This window comes from Streptococcus sp. F2 (assembly GCF_056500955.1).
Genome location: NZ_JBWKAI010000022.1, coordinates 1 through 16,623 on the forward strand (window position 1 = coordinate 1; position 16,623 = coordinate 16,623).

Here is a 16,623-nt window from a genome sequence, read left to right on the forward strand (position 1 = left end):
GTCGAAAAGCTAGCGACATTGAGCAGTCACTAAATAGATGGCTGTCACAATTCCCAAAACATCTCTTTAAATCTGTCACTTTTGATTGTGGGAAAGAATTCTCTAATTGGAAGACAATAGCCAACCAGCACGACATTGATATTTTCTTTGCGGATCCAGGTTGCCCTGGTCAACGTGGGTTAAATGAACATTCAAATGGTTTATTAAGACGTCATGGACTACCAAAGCAAATGGATTTCAATGGTATTCCTCAGAAATATTTATCAGCTATCGCTGATAAACGAAATAGAATTCCTAGGAAATCTTTAAATTATCGAACACCATATCAGGTTTTTCTGAGTTACGTAAAATGTCTAGCTTAATTTGACAATTTGGGATATTATTTGGGTAAAATAAGGTTTTTGACCTGTCTTTTCTTGAATTATCAGTTATTTTAATCCTTTGTTTGTTATCCTAAGTTCTGCTCTTTCCGCATTGTTTTGAAATGATGATTTCCATTCACCCATACACCTATCAACAGTAGTTCTACTATTCGTTAACAATGCATTTTAAAAAGCCCCAAAGGGCTCTTTTTTAATCTTCAATTTCAATCCCGTTATCTAAATCTAAAACAAGATCATCGGTTTCTTCTGCCGCCACTGCCATAGCAGATTCTTCTTTGCTTTCTTCAAGCAAACCAAATTTAACACGTACTTTACGATCAATCTCATCAAATAATTCTGGATGATCCGCCAAATAACGCTTAGCATTTTCAGAACCTTGACCAATTTTCTCACCATTATAAGAGAACCAAGCACCTGCTTTTTGGATAATGTCCAAATCAGAAGCAATTTTCACAAGCTCCCCAGTACGGGAAATGCCTTCTCCATACATGATTTCAACCTCTGCCACTTTAAACGGAGGAGCTACCTTGTTTTTAACAACTTTGATTTTTGTTTCTTTACCAATACTACTGTCTTTTTGGTCACCAGTTCCTTTAATTTGAGTGGTTCCACGCACATCTAAACGAACAGAAGCATAGAATTTCAAGGCACGACCACCCGGTGTTGTTTCAGGATTTCCAAACATCACACCAACTTTTTCACGCAATTGGTTAATAAAGATAGCGATAGTTTTTGTTTTGTTAATAGAAGCTGATAGCTTACGCATCGCCTGACTCATCATACGTGCTTGCAATCCGACATGGCTATCGCCAATATCACCATCAATTTCAGCACGTGGCACTAAAGCTGCTACTGAATCGACAACAACCAAGTCAACCGCACCAGAATCAATCAATTTACCTGCAATTTCAAGTCCTTGTTCTCCAGAATCTGGTTGAGACAAGAGGAGTTCATCAATATTAACCCCAAGCGCAGCAGCGTAAGCTGGATCAAGCGCATGCTCGGCATCGATAAAGGCTGCGATTCCACCTTCTTTTTGAGCTTGTGCCACAGCATGTAAAGCCACAGTTGTTTTACCAGAAGATTCTGGACCATAGATCTCAATGATACGTCCTTTAGGATAACCACCTGCTCCAAGCGCAATATCGAGAGCTAGGCTTCCTGAACTCATAACCTGAACTTTTTGCTCTGCACGTTCTCCCAAGCGCATCACCGCACCTTTACCAAAATCTTTTTCAATATTTTTTAGGGCATCATCAAGTGCCTTACGACGCTCGTCACCAAATTTTTTTGTGATTTCTTCGTTTTTTTTCAATTTTTTTGCCAATATCTTCTCCTCTATGATTAGGGTTAATCGTCCAGCAGTTAACCACCAATTATCTTATGATAATCTTTTCTTGACTGCTCAATCCCTAAAATACACTGCTATTATTATAGCAAATTTTCAGGTTTTAATAAAGTTTTACGGACCATATTAAAAGCATGTAAAGTCGCAATATGACGCACATCTGAGCGGCTCCGTCCCCCGATTAAAACCTTCATTGATTCTACCTTATTTTGAGTGGCAAGGCCAATGAAAACTGTACCTGCAGGCTGGTCCTCCAACATATCTGGTCCGGCAACACCTGTTAAACTTACCCCAATATCAGCACCAGTCAATAACCTTGTTTGCTCCGCCATCTTCTCGGCCGTATAAGCACTAACAACTCCATGCGATATCAAATCCTCTAAAGGAATGCCTAGCATTTTCGCTTTCTCTTCCATGCTATAAGTCACAAAGCCTCCATTGAATACTTGAGAAGCTCCTGGAAAACTCGCCAAAGTTGACTGAAACAATCCCGCGGTTAGACTTTCTGCTGCTGTAATTGTCTTTTCATATTTTACTAAGAGCTCAAATACCTCACGCGCTAAGGAATTATCCTCCCTATAGCCATAAAGAAAATCTGATAACGACTGGTTGTCAGGAGTTTTTCGCGACAATAGCTGCGCTTCTAGTGGATCTAATTTCGTATCTGCTAATGTTTGATTTTCAGCTTTCGTTGATAAACGAAGGGTCACTTCACCAGTTTTAGCATAAGGTGCAATAGTAGGGTCAGTTTGATTCTCAATAAGGTCTGATAAGACCGTCACCAGCTGACTCTCACCAATCCCAAAAAATCGTAAAACTCTCGAATAAAGTTTGCGAGATTGTGTGGACAAAAGAGGAAGCAGTTCCTCATTAACCATGGGTTTTAATTCACTTGGCGGCCCGGGTAAAACAACATAAGTCACCTCATTAACAGTGATTAAGCCACCCACTGCAAGTCCTGTTCTATTTTGCAGAGGGCTTGAACCAGTAATGATTTGAGCCTGCTTAGCATTATTTGCCGTTCGAGACGACTCTTTATGACTGGCATAAAAATCGTCTAATTTTTGACTAGCTTGTTCTTCAAAGACCAAATCTCTATTAAGATATTTTGCTAAAGTCTGCTTGGTTAAATCATCTTCCGTGGGGCCAAGACCGCCGCATAAAATGACCAAATCACTCCGCTGACTAGCAGTTGCAATCACTGAAAGTAAACGCTCTTCGTTATCCCCAACAGCCGTTTGAAAATAGACATCAATACCTAGCTCTGCCATTTTTTCCGACAGAAATTGAGCATTGGTATTCACAATTTGACCAGTCAAAATTTCGGTACCTACTGTAATCAGTTCAGCTTTCATTTCCCCACCTACTTATCTATTCGTAATCTAATTTCATTTTATCAAAAAATCTCCCAATTCACGACGAATTAGGAGATGGTATCGTTACTTATTTTCTATTATGTTGAGAGGGACACAGAAAGACTAGTCTTCACTAAATTGATAGAAATCAAGCATCACACCCTCTGGTCCCTCCACCCAGACCGAGTAGGTTCCCCATGCCGTATTGACTGGACCATTATTAATAGTAAAACCTGAGGATTTTAAGCGTTCAACTTCCTTGTCAACACAGTCAACTTCAATATGAAGAATGATACCTCCGTGAAGTGACGTAATGGGTTTGAGGGGGTGATCCGATACCATTAAACAATGACTTCCTAAAGTGAACTGTGCAAAATGCTCATCTGCATAATCCACAGCTAAGTTAAGCAGTGATGCCAGAACTTGGGTAGCCTTTGGAACATCTGAAACAATAAGATCTGTTTGGTTAAGATTCATCACTATCTCCTTTTAGTTGTTATTAGCTTAAAAGCACACGTTTCTTCATGGTCATTTACCAGACCCGATGCTTGCATAAAAGAATAAACCGTTGTAGGTCCTAAAAATCTAAATCCTCTTTTCTTTAAATCCTTAGATAAGCAAACGGATAAATCTGTTTGAGCAGGAACAGGGTGCTCTTGATTGACAAGGTTGTCAATTGGCTTTCCTCCAACAAAATCCCAGAGATAAGTGGTAAAACTACCAAATTCTTCTTGAATTTTCTGTACTGCGATAGCATTGTTGACAGTTGCTGCTAACTTTAGCTTGTGGCGGATAATGGATGGATTCTGTAATGCATCAACCATCTCCTCATCGGTAAAGGCTGCCACAGCCGAAATGTCATAATCATGAAAAACAGTTCTGAAAGCTTGGCGTTTTTTCAAAACCGTCAGCCAAGATAACCCGGACTGGTAACTTTCAAGGCACAGCAATTCAAAAAAATCTCTATCATCATCCAGGGGGTGACCCCATTCTAAATCGTGGTAATCACAGTAAAGCTGGTTATCCTTAGGAACCCATGAGCAACGTTTCATGTGAAACACCTACCCTTTCATTAACAGTTTCAATGCTGATTTGATGTATTGCTCTGCCGTATCAGAGGTCCCCTCAAAGAAGGCACGAATTTTTTCCAGCTCTGTTGCTTTATAACCTAGGGCAAGAAGGGCTTCAATAGCCTCCTCCAACTGGTCATTGTTTGAGGAGGTAGACGGTTTTGCTTTACTGGTCTCTTGTGGAACCTCCACAAATTTTCCGGCTAAGTCAAGAACCATCTGTTGTGCCGTTTTTTTCCCGATTTTAGGAAATTTAGTCAGGTATTTGATGTCACTGGTATCAATGGCATTAACAAGCCCCTGATTATCATCAACTGCCACAATAGCGAGAGCTGTTGTCGGACCAATGCCTGATACAGAAATTAATTTCAGAAAAACCTCTTTTTCGTCTTCCGTATGAAACCCAAACAACAAGTGAGCGTCCTCACGAATCACTTGATGCAGGTAAATAGTTACCAGTTGGTTGACACTATCTGTAAAGCTATAAGGATTGGCTACATTGATAATATAGCCTAGTCCATTAGTTTCAACGACAATGTATTTTGCCGTAATTCTGGTCAATTGACCTTTAATATAATCGTACATATTACACCTTTTTCATTTTTGCAGAAACAACCGTAAAATAAAAGCCTAGCGCAGCAATGACTACAAACAGGAATTGCACGCCTAAAGGGCCTGTAAAATGGCTGACAGATACTAGTAGGCTAGCCAAAATAGCACCTAAGGGTTGTGCCATTGACACAAAGCCCGTGTAAGAGCCTATTTTGGAATGATCCATCATATTAGCGCGTAAGACTTGACTGGCAGGGACGTTTATCATTTCCCCAAAAGTTAGCAGAACAACTGATAGCCAAATAGCATAGAGCTGCGTAAAGGTAAATGCCAAAAGCATGCCCAGAGTAAATAGTAAAGAACCAATCACAAGTTGAGGCAATAGTTTCCATTTTTCAGTTAATTTATTCACTATTGTCATGAAAAGAACAATCAACAATGTATTGGTAAAAACCATTAATGACAACATTTTAGAACTAGTTACCTGGAAACCTAACACGGTAGTTGGCTGAAAATACAGTTTCAAATGTACTGGCACATAGTTATCCATTTGCATCCAGATACTACCAGAAAAGATAGCACCTAAGGTAAACAAGACAAAGGCACGATCCTGAAACACCTGACGATAGTTTCGAAAACTATCCAGCAAGCCTTTCCCATGGTCAAAAGCGTGTGTCTCTGGTCTGGTCTCATCAAAATAATAATAAGCAATGCCAAAACAAAGTACATTGACGAGTAATAAAGCTACTAACAAGGCTAAAAAATGATGGTCATAAAAAAGCCCAGATAGCCCTGCACCAAACATGACAGCAATATTGATAAACCAATAATTGATGGTGTAAACAAATCGACGATTACTCTCATCAGTCAAATCAATCAACATGGCTTCATAGGCGGGCCCATAAAAACTAGAAGCAATCTCTACCAATAAAATACCAGCAAATGTTAACCAAGGAATAGCTGCATTAGGCAAATTAGCTAAAATAGTCAGAAACCAGCCTAGTGTTGTTCCTACTGACCCAATCATAATGACTTTTTTGCGACCAAGAGCATCTGACAGATGCCCACCATATAAAGTTCCAACAAATCCCATCAAACTGGTAATCATCATTAAGAGGCCTGTCCAAAACGTACCAAAGTAAGTCGTATAATACATGGCCATAAAGGGAAAGATACTACTGCCTAAGGTAATGGTCACAAAGCGTACCAGTTGCCTCAGCTGAATCTGCTTAGGAAGGTTTAAAAACTCTTGCATCTCATCCTCTCTAATATTTTCCTAGCTCTCGCAGGCTAGTATGATTTTCTTGGACACGACGGAACATTTTTTCCATATCTGCCTTACTGAAATTAATCAACACGGGTCTACCATGAGGGCAGTTATAAGGATTTTGACATTGGGCTAATTGTAGTAGCAGATTTCTTGCTGAATAATCATCCAAGCTATGATTTGCCTTGATAGATCGTTTACAACTCATCATAATAGCTAACTCTGCTCGGTAAGTTTTAATAGATACCTCATTGGTTAGAAGTAACATGTCACACATTTCATAGACACCAGATGCAATCTCTTCTTCTTTCATCCAGATAGGATGCTCCCTCAAAATGAAAGTATTGTGCCCATAAACTTCTAAGAAGATACCAACTTCATTTAAGAGTGCCATTTTCTCCTGTAAGTTAATGAAATCCGAGCCGGAAAACTCAAACAAATAGGGCACCAACAATTGCTGTAAACTACTGTCAACCTCACCTATCTTATCACGATAATATTCGTATTTAACTCGCTCTTGGGCAGCGTGTTGGTCAATGATAAATAAACCATCTTTTCCCTGAGCAAAGAGATAAGTGCCGTGCATCTGACCAAAATAATCCAATTCGGGAAATACTGATTGCTCTTCATTTTCCAAACGGGTTAGCATTTGAGATAATTTCTGTTTGTTTTTCAAATCAAGTCCAGGGTGATCATCATCAGTTATCTCATCCTGTGATCGACTAGCATGTTTTACTGAGGAAGCCCCTGTATACTCTCCTAAATCAGGAAACTGTTCCGTCCTTTGATCCTTTACAGTCTTGTCAATCTCTATATCATGAAAATTACTCTCAGGTATTTTTTCAGAAACATCCGATTCTTTAACAAAAAAGTCATTTCTTTGAGGATCATAATAAAGCCCTTTAGATTGTAATGGAAGTTGTGTTTGCTCTGGTTTAGAAAAGTGTCGTGTGCTTGATTTAGCTAAGTTCTCCAGAGCATCTGGAATCAAATCTTGCTCCTTAAGACTTTCAGAAATCGCCGTACTAATTAAAGCCATCAACTCACGCTCTTTTGAAATACGGACCTCTTGCTTAGTAGGGTGAACATTGACATCGGCCAAATAGGGGTCAATCTGAATATCAATCACCACTATTGGGAAACGTCCAACCATCAACTTAGAGCCGTAACCGTCTAAAATAGCCCGGTTGAGCAAGAAATTTTTAATGTAGCGTCCATTGATTAAAATGGTCATATAATTGCGGTTGGCACGTGTCAACTCTGGTAAACTGACATAGCCCGACACTTCAAAGTCCAAATCGGCTTTGGAAATAGCAATCATTTTTTTGGCAGTATTCAAGCCATAAATCCCTGCAATAGCCTGCCGCAGGTCCCCCGTCCCTGATGTCTGAGTTAATTGACGCCCATCACTAATAAGGGTGAAAGAAACTTCTGGATGTGCCAAACTCAAACGATTGACCACATCAACAATATGGGCTAACTCTGCCTGTAAACTTTTCATGTATTTGAGGCGAGCAGGCGTGTTATAAAAAAGGTTTTCCACCTTAATCTTGGTACCTACAGGCGTCGACGTTTCCTCGAGCGTTTCAATTTCTCCGCCGATAGCAACTAAAAGAGAACCGTGATTATCTTCCTTAGTAGCTGTTTTTATTGTGATTTTACTGATAGAAGCAACCGATGGTAAAGCTTCTCCCCTAAAACCAAGCGTTCTAATTCGAAAGAGATCACTTTGACTTTTTATTTTACTGGTAGCATGTCGCCGCAAACTCAAAGGAAGGTCTTCAGGCGACATCCCTTCACCATTGTCCGTAATCTGTATCTTTTTGAGACCAGACTCTTCAATATCAATGGTAACTTGGCTACTCTTAGCATCGATAGCATTCTCAACCAATTCCTTGACAACACTCGCTGGCCTTTCTACAACTTCACCAGCTGCAATTTGGTTGGCGAGAACTTCTGGTAATTCAATAATGTTTGTCATAATTTTGTTTTTAACACTTTCTAAACGTTGATATAAAAAGGTTTCATTAGGTTTACACTTCTCAAAATATTAATTTGTGGACTTTTTTGTGGACTTATAAATTATTCATAGCCTTTTCATAATATAAAACAGCTTCTTTTTCTTTGTCCTTAGAAAGATGGCCATAGGTATCCAAAGTCATGCTGATATTCGCATGTCCTAGACGGTACTGAAGTTCCTTATAACTAATACCAGCGTTCAGCAATAAACTAGCGTGAGTGTGTCTAAAAGCGTGAAAGGTAAAGCGTTCAATCCCTGCTTCCTTACACCTAGTATCTAAAGCGCTTTGTCTAACCGAAGCATTAAAATACTTTCGTGTTGGTGTGGCAAACACTACCTCCGACACACGCGCACCAACCTCATTAAATAATTGTCGCTGTCTCATTTGATAGAGCTTTAGGCTTCTAAGGGTCTTTTTATCAACACTAATCACTCTATTGCCTGACTGGGTTTTAGCTGTACTCAAAAACTTCAAATTTTTATTGTAAGTCTTATTAATGGCTATTGTACCATTTTCTAGGTCAATATCTCCCCACTCTAATGCACAGGCTTCGCCTATCCTCAAGCCAGTGGATAATAAAAGTTGGTAGAGAACTGCATCAAAGTAAAGGTTATAGCGTTTGTGTTGACTGGTTTCTAAATGTTCTAAAAAAGATTTCAAATCAGACGGATCAATAAACTTAACTTTTTTCTTAGCGTTTGGCTGCTTCCTTGGAAGGATAATATCTCTTGCTGAGTTATAATCTATTAGCCCTAGCAATACTCCTTGTTGGAGAACTTTTCGGATGACTGAACGTACCGCAGTATAATTGACGTAATATTTAGATAATCTATTAATTAGCATTTGAATATCACTAGCGGTTATCTTATCAACCTTCATATTGCCCAGAGTTGGCATAATATGTCGATTAAGTCTAGTAACAGTAGCATCATAAGTTTGAGGCTTTACTGTTAACTTATAGGTTTCAAGCCATAAATGACTAAGTTCTTTAAATGTTTTAATCACAACTTTTCTTTTAATTGTAGATCCATTAGATAGGAAGTCAAGCTGCGCGTGCTTGGCTTTTTGATTAACTTCTTTTCTTGTTCTTCCTGTGATGCTTGTTTTTACTCTCTTACCTGTCATTTGGTCAATGCCTAGATAAATACTAGCACGATAAACGATTGTATCGTTTTTCTTCTTATGTTCTGTTATTTTCATGATCATAAACCTTTCCATCAGCAGGCAAGCTGTTATTAAAAAGGTTTTATAATGTTTTAGGTTTATATCATGCCAGGGCTTACGAGAATGGCCCTATTTTCGTTTGTTTTGGGTAAGTCGGTAAAATATATGGTTAATAATTAAAATGTGATTATGGCTGATTTAAAGCCGTTTTTCAGAGTTCTTTGACAAAGTTAGCTTACTAGTCAGCTAACAAAATACTTTACATTTCCCACGCGCGTGGTATAATATAGTTAACAAGATAACTTGCGAAGGATTAACGTTGTGTTCCCGAATGGGAGTAAGTCAAAGGACGAGAATTCACAGATGCCTGGGGTTATCTTATTTTTTTGTCCTCTTTTTCAAGTTTTCTACGAATGTTTCAGGGTTTCGTTCAATCTCTTCAATGATAAACTCACAGAATGCTTGAGCATAGCCATATCGATTACCAATTTTATAATGGTAGCAATAACGTTCGTTTGTCTTTATATCGTAAAATGCATTAAATAGTTGCAGGTCGTTTGTTGTAAACGGCCTTTTTTGCTTTTCACCATTGACTATTTTTGTTAACAAAATCCCTTTCGCTCTTAAACGTTTATTAACAATTTTTATAACTTCCTTAGTAGTCAGTGGATATACTGCATTTGGGTCTTTAATTTCTCGGAGTACGCCGACACTTGTTTCAGCACCATTGTCTAACTTAACTACTAAATCAGCATCTTGTTTTCGCTTAGTGATATAGAATCGTGTTTCTACTGGGACAGCATAGTCAGAATTACTAGCAGAAATTTCACTTTCAATCTTTGCTTGTTCAGCTAGTAAACGTTCTGCCATTTTTGGGGAATATTTAGCTTTAATTTCTTCCTGATTAAGTTGGTCGATACGGACAGATAAAGTCAGGAAATTTTGTGCAATTTGTTTTGTGATATCTTCCTGGTGGAATTCTTGCATTTTAGAAATATAATTAGACACACAAGCTTGGAACAATGGCGCATAGATGTGCTCATAATCTTCTGTTATAAAGTGAGTGCTAGTGTTTCTAAGTTCGATAATTTGGACAAGGTTTTTTCTCAACGATCCATGTTTATCTGGAAATACTGTTTCTACTGCATTTTCCAATGATATAGTTCGGTCTTTGCTGTCCTTAAAGTAGATAGCTTCCTCACTGTCATTATTAATGATATGAGCCTTTAACATCAACTCCCAGGCGTTACAAATAAAGAAACTAAAGCCCTCAATTCGATACTTAATCGTTGGTTTATTATAGATTTCAAGACCCATAATGAAAGCTTCAACACTTTTATCAACCAACCTTTTACTTAAATTCTCCATATATTTCCTTTCTATTTGGTTTATATTACAGTTTATGCCAATTGTTGTTATACCACTCCCGTACGGCATCTCTTGGGAAGGCTAATCTTCTTCCTCGGCCTCTATCAATCTTGGGGAAATCTTTCCGATAAATAAATTCAGGTAAGCGACTTGTAGAACAACCGAGCAAAGTTGCCAATTGTTTTTGGTTAAGTTCCAGGGGCAATGTCTGATCGATATCAATGACTTTTGTTTTTTCAATGATTACAGCCTGGACCATATCACCGAATTTATCAGCCATTTGTTGCATTAATTCATCCATATTTTCACACTTTCTTTATTATGTATTTCTTAATAGCAATGTATCATAGTAATCTTAGACACCTTAAAAAAATAACATTGCTGACGCCTTAAAAAGAAAATCGGCCATTTTATCCACCCTAAAAAGTGACAAGGTTTAGACAAGGCCAGCGGACTTGCTGAAGCATGAGGGAAGCACTCGCCCTGGGTGGAATGTGTCTATATTTGTCTATACCTAGAAAGTCGGAAATTGTCGGTATTCTAGAAAATACTAGATTTTAGCATGTTGACAAAACTTGACTTTTTTTGTTGAGAAATGTTGAGTTATATATTTCTGAGTTTATCTGACTTTTTCATATAGTAGTGCGTGAGTTAGTCACTAAAGTGTTCCCCGATTTCTTTAACCAAATCATTCAAGCGGTTCTGAATACCTTTATAGTAATCAAATTCAATGGTATCAATAACATCACTCTTTTCAGTATATATATTGTTTTTCGTAATAGCAAAGTTGTTAATTGTATCATTGTGAACAAGGTTATTTATTTCAATTTGCATAGTGGAAATTTTTCTTTGTAAGCAATAACCTAAAATCTTTCTATCTTGAACACCAATTTTTTCAATTATTTCATTAATTTCAAAAAGAACACCTCCATAGCTATCAATTTTATTATTTAGACTATTTATAAGGTTTGAAATTTCAGAATGAACATAAGTAGAACTGTAAACTTGTTCGCGTTCGATTACATTTATTAAACGCGAAATATATTCGTTTGTAATCAAGGTTAAAACATTATTTTTAGCATATTCTCTTGCTTCGCGCTGTTTGGAAACCAGTAGAGCTTCATTAGTCTTTGAACTATCTGATAAATCAAGCCCGTTGAATATTTCAACAATACCAGGGTTTATTATTGAAGACTGGAGAACACGACCAAAAACACCCTGATTAAAAGCTAATTTTCCTTGAATATACTCCATATCCATATAATCTTTTTCAAAGCTAAGTATTTCCTTGATTTTATTGAAGAACATCTCAAAAACCTTTTCGCTTTGATTATTATCTAGCAACTCTTTTAGTGTGCTAGTTGAAACTGTATCAATAAAACGCAGATCTAGGAAAGATTTTTTTACGTTCAAAAAATCAGCTAATTTTTGTAAATTCCCAGCGGTTGGTAAAGATTTACCTTTTACATATCCCGTAATTGTACTTTTAGGAATATCTAAAGAATTATGGAGATCAATTTGTCTAATCCCCTTTTGTTCCATAAGTAGGTTGAGCCTTCTAGAGAAGTATTCTCTATTTTCAAGATCTTGAGGACTGTTTTTAGCCATGACTTTAACCCTTTCAGTTGTAAGTTATACAATGATTATAACACAAAACAGGACAAAGTACGAAAATAAATAAACTTTTTTAAAAAAACACTTGACTTGGTACGAAAATAATAGTACTATCGACTTATCACTTTGAAAGGAGCTATTAGATTATATGGCACAATGGACGTTGAAAGCTTGTAGAGTAAACGCTGGTTATACTTTGCGACAGGTTGCCAAAAAGGTAAACAAAAATTTTCAAACTATCTCAAAGTACGAAAAAGATAGTACAAACATACCTTTTGAACTTCTAAAAGAATTGTCTGCAATTTACCAGGTAAAAATGGACGATATTTTTTTAGGAGATAGTACGAAAAAAATAGAACCAAATAAAAGAGAAGTGGAATAACGAAAGTACTATTTTAAGTCTGAGGTTTTCAGACCAAAAGAAAACGCACCACAAGGCGCGTGAAAACAACAAAAAAGGCTTACCGAGACCAATCAGCAGAGCCTTTAACTAGTATAACTAAACTCAATTAATAAAGCAGGCAAGCTATTATTAAAGGGGTTTTATGTCTTATATTATAGCATATTGAAGCTATTTTGACCATACGTAGGGAGCTACCCCTTAAAACTAGCATGAACCTAGTATAAGAAACAAGCAAATACACAGAAAATAATAATTAAGTGAGAAAAAACATAATGAAATATAGAGTAGAAACAAATCCTTTTTCAAAAGATAGATACACTCCTGAGCAACGAGAAATGTTCAAAAATCGCCAACTCAGCAAAGATAAAGCTGAAGCCTATTTCACTCGACTATATAACCAACATGTTGCTTGGGTGATTATTGCTAACGTTATGACAGAGTACGTCATTAAATTCAGAAAAAGTGCCACCAGCTTTGAAGAAGCATGGGACGCTTTAGACTATCAACGAACCACAGAGATTGTCTTTAGAGCCGTTAACGGTTTACCTTGTTCAGAGAAAGACTCAGGGGAACTAGAAACTTATTTAAGTGAGGTATCGGCATGATGCAAGAACTTAACCTCACACCAACACAGACACTTATTCTATTCATTGTTTTAAGTCTCTTAGGGCTTCTTCTTAGCCGTTCTAAGCCATTAATAGAGATTGACTTACCAGAAGATACCCAAGTCCCTAAACCACCTAAGAACGCAGACTATGGGGCTTATATTCAATCACAGAACCATTATTACAATTAGGGAGGAACTGAATGACACTACCAGAAAATTATAGACGTGTCCTTAATCTGATTAAGGTGGGGGCAGACAACCCCATTACAGGAGCAGAGATTGGGTTAATACTGAAACTTGAAGAACGCTCCGTCCAAAGTATCATCAGTAGCTTAATCACGCGCTATAACGTCCCTATTATCGGCATTAGGCACGGATTCAATCGTGGGTACTTTATCCCAGCTAACAAAGAAGAATTACTAGATGGTGCTAAAGCCTTTTACAACCAAGTACAAAAGGAACAAGAACGCCTAAGTGTCTTATTGAATGCCGATTTAACCAGTTATAAGGAATTACTCAAAGGAGGTTAGACATGGGCTTATTTAGTCAAGATTATGAAGCCAAACTATTAGAACAAAACCTGACCGCGTTTAATCGCTTTTTGGAAGACTACCAGAAACCTAAACCAAGAGTATTAGGGTTGATAACGGCTGAACAGGTCAAAGAGGAATTGAATATCAAAGGCAAAACTCTAAAACGGTGGGAAAAAGCTGGTCTAAGACGATACCAACCACCACTAGAAGATACGAGGAAGCATTACTATAAAGTCAGTGATATTCTTGTCTTTTTGGGGGTGAATGTGTAGATGGCTATTTATGAAGCAAGAGGCTTTAGCTCTTATTTGTACCCCTACAAAGGACAATTAGAACCATTTGACTATATTGCTCAGTTTAAACCTCTGAAACCGCCTGAGGATATTGATATTGAAGAATACAAGCGAACACAAGCCCTCTACTGCCTAAGTGGCAAGGTCACAGCAGAGAAAAACGGGAGTTACAAGCGCAATAATGCTAGTTTAGTTTATCGCGATTTGATTTTTCTTGACTATGACGTGATAGAAACAGGCGTCAACCTACCTAAAATCGTTTCTCAGACACTTTGGGAATACAGCTACATTATTTATCCAACGATTAAACACACCCCCGAGAAGCCCCGTTATCGCCTTGTCGTGAAGCCTAATGACACCATGGACGAACCTACTTATAAACAAGTGGTCAAGGAGATAGCCGATAAGATTGGATTGCCTTTTGATTTAGCTAGCCTTACCTGGTCCCAACTCCAGGGCTTACCAGTCACAACAGGAGACCCAGCAGACTATCAAAAAATCGTAGAGCATGGCCTAGATTATCCAGTACCAAAATCAAACCAAAATCGAACAAGTGGCCAGGGAGTAAAACCACAGACGTACACACCACGGGCAAGCGGTCAGAGGTCTATCACTATGAGGGTTATTGATACGCTTTTCAATGGCTTTGGAGATGAGGGAGGGCGTAACGTGGCACTCACACGCTTTGTGGGGCTACTCTTTAATAAGTGGGTTGATTGTGATATAGAAACAGCTTACGAATTAACAAAGATTGCTAACAGCGTGACGGCTAATCCCCTATCAGAGAGGGAGCTAGATAGGACTTTTGAAAGTATAGCAAGAGCAGAATTTAGAAAGAGAGGATAGAACCATAGAAAAGGAAGAATTGAAAAGCCTGGAAAGTGAAATCTTAGAGGCGCGTGAAAATGAGCAACCGCCCAGGACAATGAAGGAATTGGAAAGCCGTATCTTTCAAGCTGGTGAACAATGGCGGGAAGAACACACGGAAACCAAAATAAATGAAAGTACAGGGGACGTTACCGAAAAGGTGGCCATGCCCCAGGTTTTCACAGTTGCCAAAATGCTAAGCGAAATTATCACCTTTACTTTTATCAGCAAAAGCAACGTACCTGATTATAGCCTACTCTATATCTATGATTTAGATGAGGGCATATATACGGCTAGTAATGACCTATTTAACCGATTTTGTAAGACTTTTGACGTGAGGATTAAGCCTAGGGAATGGCCCCAGATTAAGCTAATGGTTAGGACATTGACAAGGATAAAGAAACCGCTGGAGAGCGCCTACCTTATCCCTGTACAGAATGGCATAATTGACTTAAGGACTAAAGAGCTACTTCCTTTCAGCCCTAAATATGTGATTATAAGCAAAATCAGCACAGCTTATCACGCGCCTAAACGGGTCCCAACCGATAGGGAGGGGAAGACATTTGACGATTGGTTAAACTCTATCGCTTGCAATGATAGTGAGCTGGTAACATTGTTTTGGCAGATTATCCTGGAGGCTATCAACCCCAACCATACACGGAATAAATTTGCTATCTTTTACGGGGACGGTAACAACGGAAAAGGGACATTTCAGCGGTTCCTTATCAATCTGATAGGAGAAAGTAACGTATCAGCATTGAAGCCCGCACAGTTTGCTGAAAAGCATAACCTGGAAACGCTAGTAGGTAAAGTTTGCAATATTGGAGACGAGGCACCTAATGAATACTTAAAAAATCCGTCTGACCTAATGAGTATTACCAGTGGGGACACCGTGCTAGTCAATCCAAAGGGGCGCCCAGCTTTTGAAGCGACCTTCAAACTCTTTAATATCTTTTCAGGAAACTATATCCCCAACGGTGGAAATAAGACAAAGGGCTGGTATAGGCGTATTATGATTGTCCCCTTCAATGCTGACTTTAACGGTGAGAAAGAAAAGCCCTGGATAAAAAATGATTTTTTGGCCAATAAAGAGGTATTAGAGTACGCCCTTTATAAAGCTATCAACCAGAAACCATTTACTCATTTTATCGAACCGCAGGCAGTCAAAGGCCTGTTAGAGGAATACCAGGAAGATAATGATTACTTGTTATCTTGGGTAAAACATGAGTACATGGAAAGAGGTTGGCACGAGCTGGACGTAGTACCCGTTTTTATCGCTACAAGATCCTTGAAGCATTATGCCGAAGATATGGGAATACCTAAGCCAAATGTTTACGGTGCTGGTAAGGAGACAATCAGGCACTTACAGCAGTTAACGCCAAATAAGTACCAACTAAAAAAAGCGCGTGTTAAGGTTGAAGATTATGACAAACTGGATCCGTTGGAGTTTGAGAGGCCAAAACTGGGGAGAGTAAATCACGCTATAACAAAAAAAGAATAATGTTGACCTTCTTTTGATGGCCTAAACCCTTGCAGTTACTAGGATTTTACAAACATTGTTGCCCTTCTTGTTACCTTGTTTAGAAAGAAGGTAACGCACCTAGACACTTGATATATATAGCTTTATAGCTGTTATGTTGACCTTGTTACCTTCTTTTTAACTCTCTATATAGGAAAAAAGCAGTATTTATATATAAGGGTAAGGAGTTAGAAAGAAGGTCAACATGGTAACAAAGCGGTCTAACCCCTTGTGGCAGTATGGCGGAGCTATGTTACCT

General features: G+C 38.3%; 18 protein-coding genes and 1 pseudogene. 8 read left to right on the plus strand and 11 right to left on the minus strand.

What is annotated here, in order from left to right; translation table 11 throughout:
* A partial coding sequence (locus ACYTR8_RS07345; RefSeq protein WP_479641949.1) for an IS30 family transposase occupies nt 1-362 on the plus strand: 362 nt, incomplete at its 5' end.
* Between the two features lie 211 nt (nt 363-573).
* Here the strand turns inward: ACYTR8_RS07345 and recA are convergent.
* The 11 genes and pseudogenes from recA to ACYTR8_RS07400 form a co-directional block, all read right to left on the minus strand.
* Nucleotides 574-1,710: a recombinase RecA gene (gene recA, locus ACYTR8_RS07350; protein WP_111717757.1), complete on the minus strand. Its 1,137-nt coding sequence runs from the start codon at nt 1,708-1,710 to the stop codon at nt 574-576.
* 104 nt (nt 1,711-1,814) lie between these two features.
* The gene (locus ACYTR8_RS07355; protein WP_479641948.1) at nt 1,815-3,086 is read right to left on the minus strand and encodes a competence/damage-inducible protein A; all 1,272 of its coding nucleotides are present in this window, start codon (nt 3,084-3,086) and stop codon (nt 1,815-1,817) included.
* A gap of 123 nt (nt 3,087-3,209) precedes the next feature.
* Nucleotides 3,210-3,563 (minus strand): VOC family protein, encoded by a 354-nt coding sequence (locus ACYTR8_RS07360; protein WP_269760115.1) that lies wholly within the window; start codon nt 3,561-3,563, stop codon nt 3,210-3,212.
* Nucleotides 3,564-3,565: 2 nt separating this feature from the next.
* Entirely contained in the window at nt 3,566-4,138 is a 573-nt protein-coding gene (locus ACYTR8_RS07365) for a DNA-3-methyladenine glycosylase I (protein ID WP_111717759.1), read from the minus strand.
* A 9-nt stretch (nt 4,139-4,147) separates the two neighbouring features.
* Nucleotides 4,148-4,741, minus strand: a complete 594-nt coding sequence (ruvA, locus tag ACYTR8_RS07370) for a Holliday junction branch migration protein RuvA (protein ID WP_479641947.1) — start codon at nt 4,739-4,741, stop codon at nt 4,148-4,150.
* Between the two features lies 1 nt (nt 4,742).
* Nucleotides 4,743-5,963 (minus strand): MDR family MFS transporter, encoded by a 1,221-nt coding sequence (locus ACYTR8_RS07375; protein ID WP_479641946.1) that lies wholly within the window; start codon nt 5,961-5,963, stop codon nt 4,743-4,745.
* Nucleotides 5,964-5,973: 10 nt separating this feature from the next.
* Nucleotides 5,974-7,956, minus strand: coding sequence for a DNA mismatch repair endonuclease MutL (gene mutL, locus ACYTR8_RS07380; RefSeq protein ID WP_479641945.1), 1,983 nt, complete (start codon nt 7,954-7,956; stop codon nt 5,974-5,976).
* Between the two features lie 94 nt (nt 7,957-8,050).
* Nucleotides 8,051-9,196, minus strand: a complete 1,146-nt coding sequence (locus tag ACYTR8_RS07385; RefSeq protein ID WP_479641944.1) for a tyrosine-type recombinase/integrase — start codon at nt 9,194-9,196, stop codon at nt 8,051-8,053.
* A 342-nt stretch (nt 9,197-9,538) separates the two neighbouring features.
* Nucleotides 9,539-10,528 carry a DUF3644 domain-containing protein gene (locus ACYTR8_RS07390; protein ID WP_011889222.1) on the minus strand — a complete coding sequence of 330 codons (990 nt, stop codon included), beginning with the start codon at nt 10,526-10,528 and terminating at the stop codon, nt 9,539-9,541.
* A 25-nt stretch (nt 10,529-10,553) separates the two neighbouring features.
* Nucleotides 10,554-10,829 (minus strand): helix-turn-helix transcriptional regulator, encoded by a 276-nt coding sequence (locus tag ACYTR8_RS07395; RefSeq protein WP_037581246.1) that lies wholly within the window; start codon nt 10,827-10,829, stop codon nt 10,554-10,556.
* Nucleotides 10,830-11,898: 1,069 nt separating this feature from the next.
* Nucleotides 11,899-12,136 (minus strand): annotated as a pseudogene (locus ACYTR8_RS07400) (helix-turn-helix domain-containing protein); the annotation flags it as partial.
* A gap of 154 nt (nt 12,137-12,290) precedes the next feature.
* On the opposite strand from ACYTR8_RS07400, the gene ACYTR8_RS07405 reads away from it, so the two are divergent.
* The 7 genes from ACYTR8_RS07405 (at nt 12,291) to ACYTR8_RS07435 (ending at nt 16,346) form a co-directional block, all read left to right on the plus strand.
* On the plus strand, nt 12,291-12,524 hold the full coding sequence (locus ACYTR8_RS07405; RefSeq protein ID WP_479641943.1) for a helix-turn-helix domain-containing protein: 234 nt from the start codon (nt 12,291-12,293) through the stop codon (nt 12,522-12,524).
* A 293-nt stretch (nt 12,525-12,817) separates the two neighbouring features.
* Nucleotides 12,818-13,150 carry a hypothetical protein gene (locus ACYTR8_RS07410; protein WP_111711707.1) on the plus strand — a complete coding sequence of 111 codons (333 nt, stop codon included), beginning with the start codon at nt 12,818-12,820 and terminating at the stop codon, nt 13,148-13,150.
* A complete protein-coding gene (locus ACYTR8_RS07415; RefSeq protein WP_011889227.1) occupies nt 13,150-13,341 on the plus strand; it encodes a hypothetical protein in 192 nt (63 codons plus the stop codon). Before ACYTR8_RS07410 ends, ACYTR8_RS07415 begins: the two co-directional genes overlap by 1 nt.
* 11 nt (nt 13,342-13,352) lie before the next feature.
* Nucleotides 13,353-13,682 carry a hypothetical protein gene (locus tag ACYTR8_RS07420; RefSeq protein WP_003045763.1) on the plus strand — a complete coding sequence of 110 codons (330 nt, stop codon included), beginning with the start codon at nt 13,353-13,355 and terminating at the stop codon, nt 13,680-13,682.
* Between the two features lie 2 nt (nt 13,683-13,684).
* Nucleotides 13,685-13,957 (plus strand): hypothetical protein, encoded by a 273-nt coding sequence (locus tag ACYTR8_RS07425; protein ID WP_136291685.1) that lies wholly within the window; start codon nt 13,685-13,687, stop codon nt 13,955-13,957.
* Nucleotides 13,958-14,824, plus strand: coding sequence for a primase alpha helix C-terminal domain-containing protein (locus tag ACYTR8_RS07430; RefSeq protein WP_011889229.1), 867 nt, complete (start codon nt 13,958-13,960; stop codon nt 14,822-14,824). It begins immediately after the preceding gene.
* A gap of 19 nt (nt 14,825-14,843) precedes the next feature.
* Nucleotides 14,844-16,346 (plus strand): DNA primase family protein, encoded by a 1,503-nt coding sequence (locus ACYTR8_RS07435; protein ID WP_479641942.1) that lies wholly within the window; start codon nt 14,844-14,846, stop codon nt 16,344-16,346.
* Nucleotides 16,347-16,623: the final 277 nt, after the last annotated feature.

What these genes read in the sequence shown, in the direction of transcription:
- ACYTR8_RS07355 (WP_479641948.1), bottom strand. Translation starts at nt 3,086, where the DNA reads ATGAAAGCTGAACTGATTACAGTAGGTACCGAAATTTTGACTGGTCAA.
- ACYTR8_RS07360 (WP_269760115.1), bottom strand. Translation starts at nt 3,563, where the DNA reads ATGAATCTTAACCAAACAGATCTTATTGTTTCAGATGTTCCAAAGGCT.
- ACYTR8_RS07365 (WP_111717759.1), bottom strand. Translation starts at nt 4,138, where the DNA reads ATGAAACGTTGCTCATGGGTTCCTAAGGATAACCAGCTTTACTGTGAT.
- ruvA (WP_479641947.1), bottom strand. Translation starts at nt 4,741, where the DNA reads ATGTACGATTATATTAAAGGTCAATTGACCAGAATTACGGCAAAATAC.
- ACYTR8_RS07375 (WP_479641946.1), bottom strand. Translation starts at nt 5,963, where the DNA reads ATGCAAGAGTTTTTAAACCTTCCTAAGCAGATTCAGCTGAGGCAACTG.
- mutL (WP_479641945.1), bottom strand. Translation starts at nt 7,956, where the DNA reads ATGACAAACATTATTGAATTACCAGAAGTTCTCGCCAACCAAATTGCA.
- ACYTR8_RS07385 (WP_479641944.1), bottom strand. Translation starts at nt 9,196, where the DNA reads ATGAAAATAACAGAACATAAGAAGAAAAACGATACAATCGTTTATCGT.
- ACYTR8_RS07390 (WP_011889222.1), bottom strand. Translation starts at nt 10,528, where the DNA reads ATGGAGAATTTAAGTAAAAGGTTGGTTGATAAAAGTGTTGAAGCTTTC.
- ACYTR8_RS07395 (WP_037581246.1), bottom strand. Translation starts at nt 10,829, where the DNA reads ATGGATGAATTAATGCAACAAATGGCTGATAAATTCGGTGATATGGTC.
- ACYTR8_RS07405 (WP_479641943.1), top strand. Translation starts at nt 12,291, where the DNA reads ATGGCACAATGGACGTTGAAAGCTTGTAGAGTAAACGCTGGTTATACT.
- ACYTR8_RS07410 (WP_111711707.1), top strand. Translation starts at nt 12,818, where the DNA reads ATGAAATATAGAGTAGAAACAAATCCTTTTTCAAAAGATAGATACACT.
- ACYTR8_RS07415 (WP_011889227.1), top strand. Translation starts at nt 13,150, where the DNA reads ATGCAAGAACTTAACCTCACACCAACACAGACACTTATTCTATTCATT.
- ACYTR8_RS07420 (WP_003045763.1), top strand. Translation starts at nt 13,353, where the DNA reads ATGACACTACCAGAAAATTATAGACGTGTCCTTAATCTGATTAAGGTG.
- ACYTR8_RS07425 (WP_136291685.1), top strand. Translation starts at nt 13,685, where the DNA reads ATGGGCTTATTTAGTCAAGATTATGAAGCCAAACTATTAGAACAAAAC.
- ACYTR8_RS07430 (WP_011889229.1), top strand. Translation starts at nt 13,958, where the DNA reads ATGGCTATTTATGAAGCAAGAGGCTTTAGCTCTTATTTGTACCCCTAC.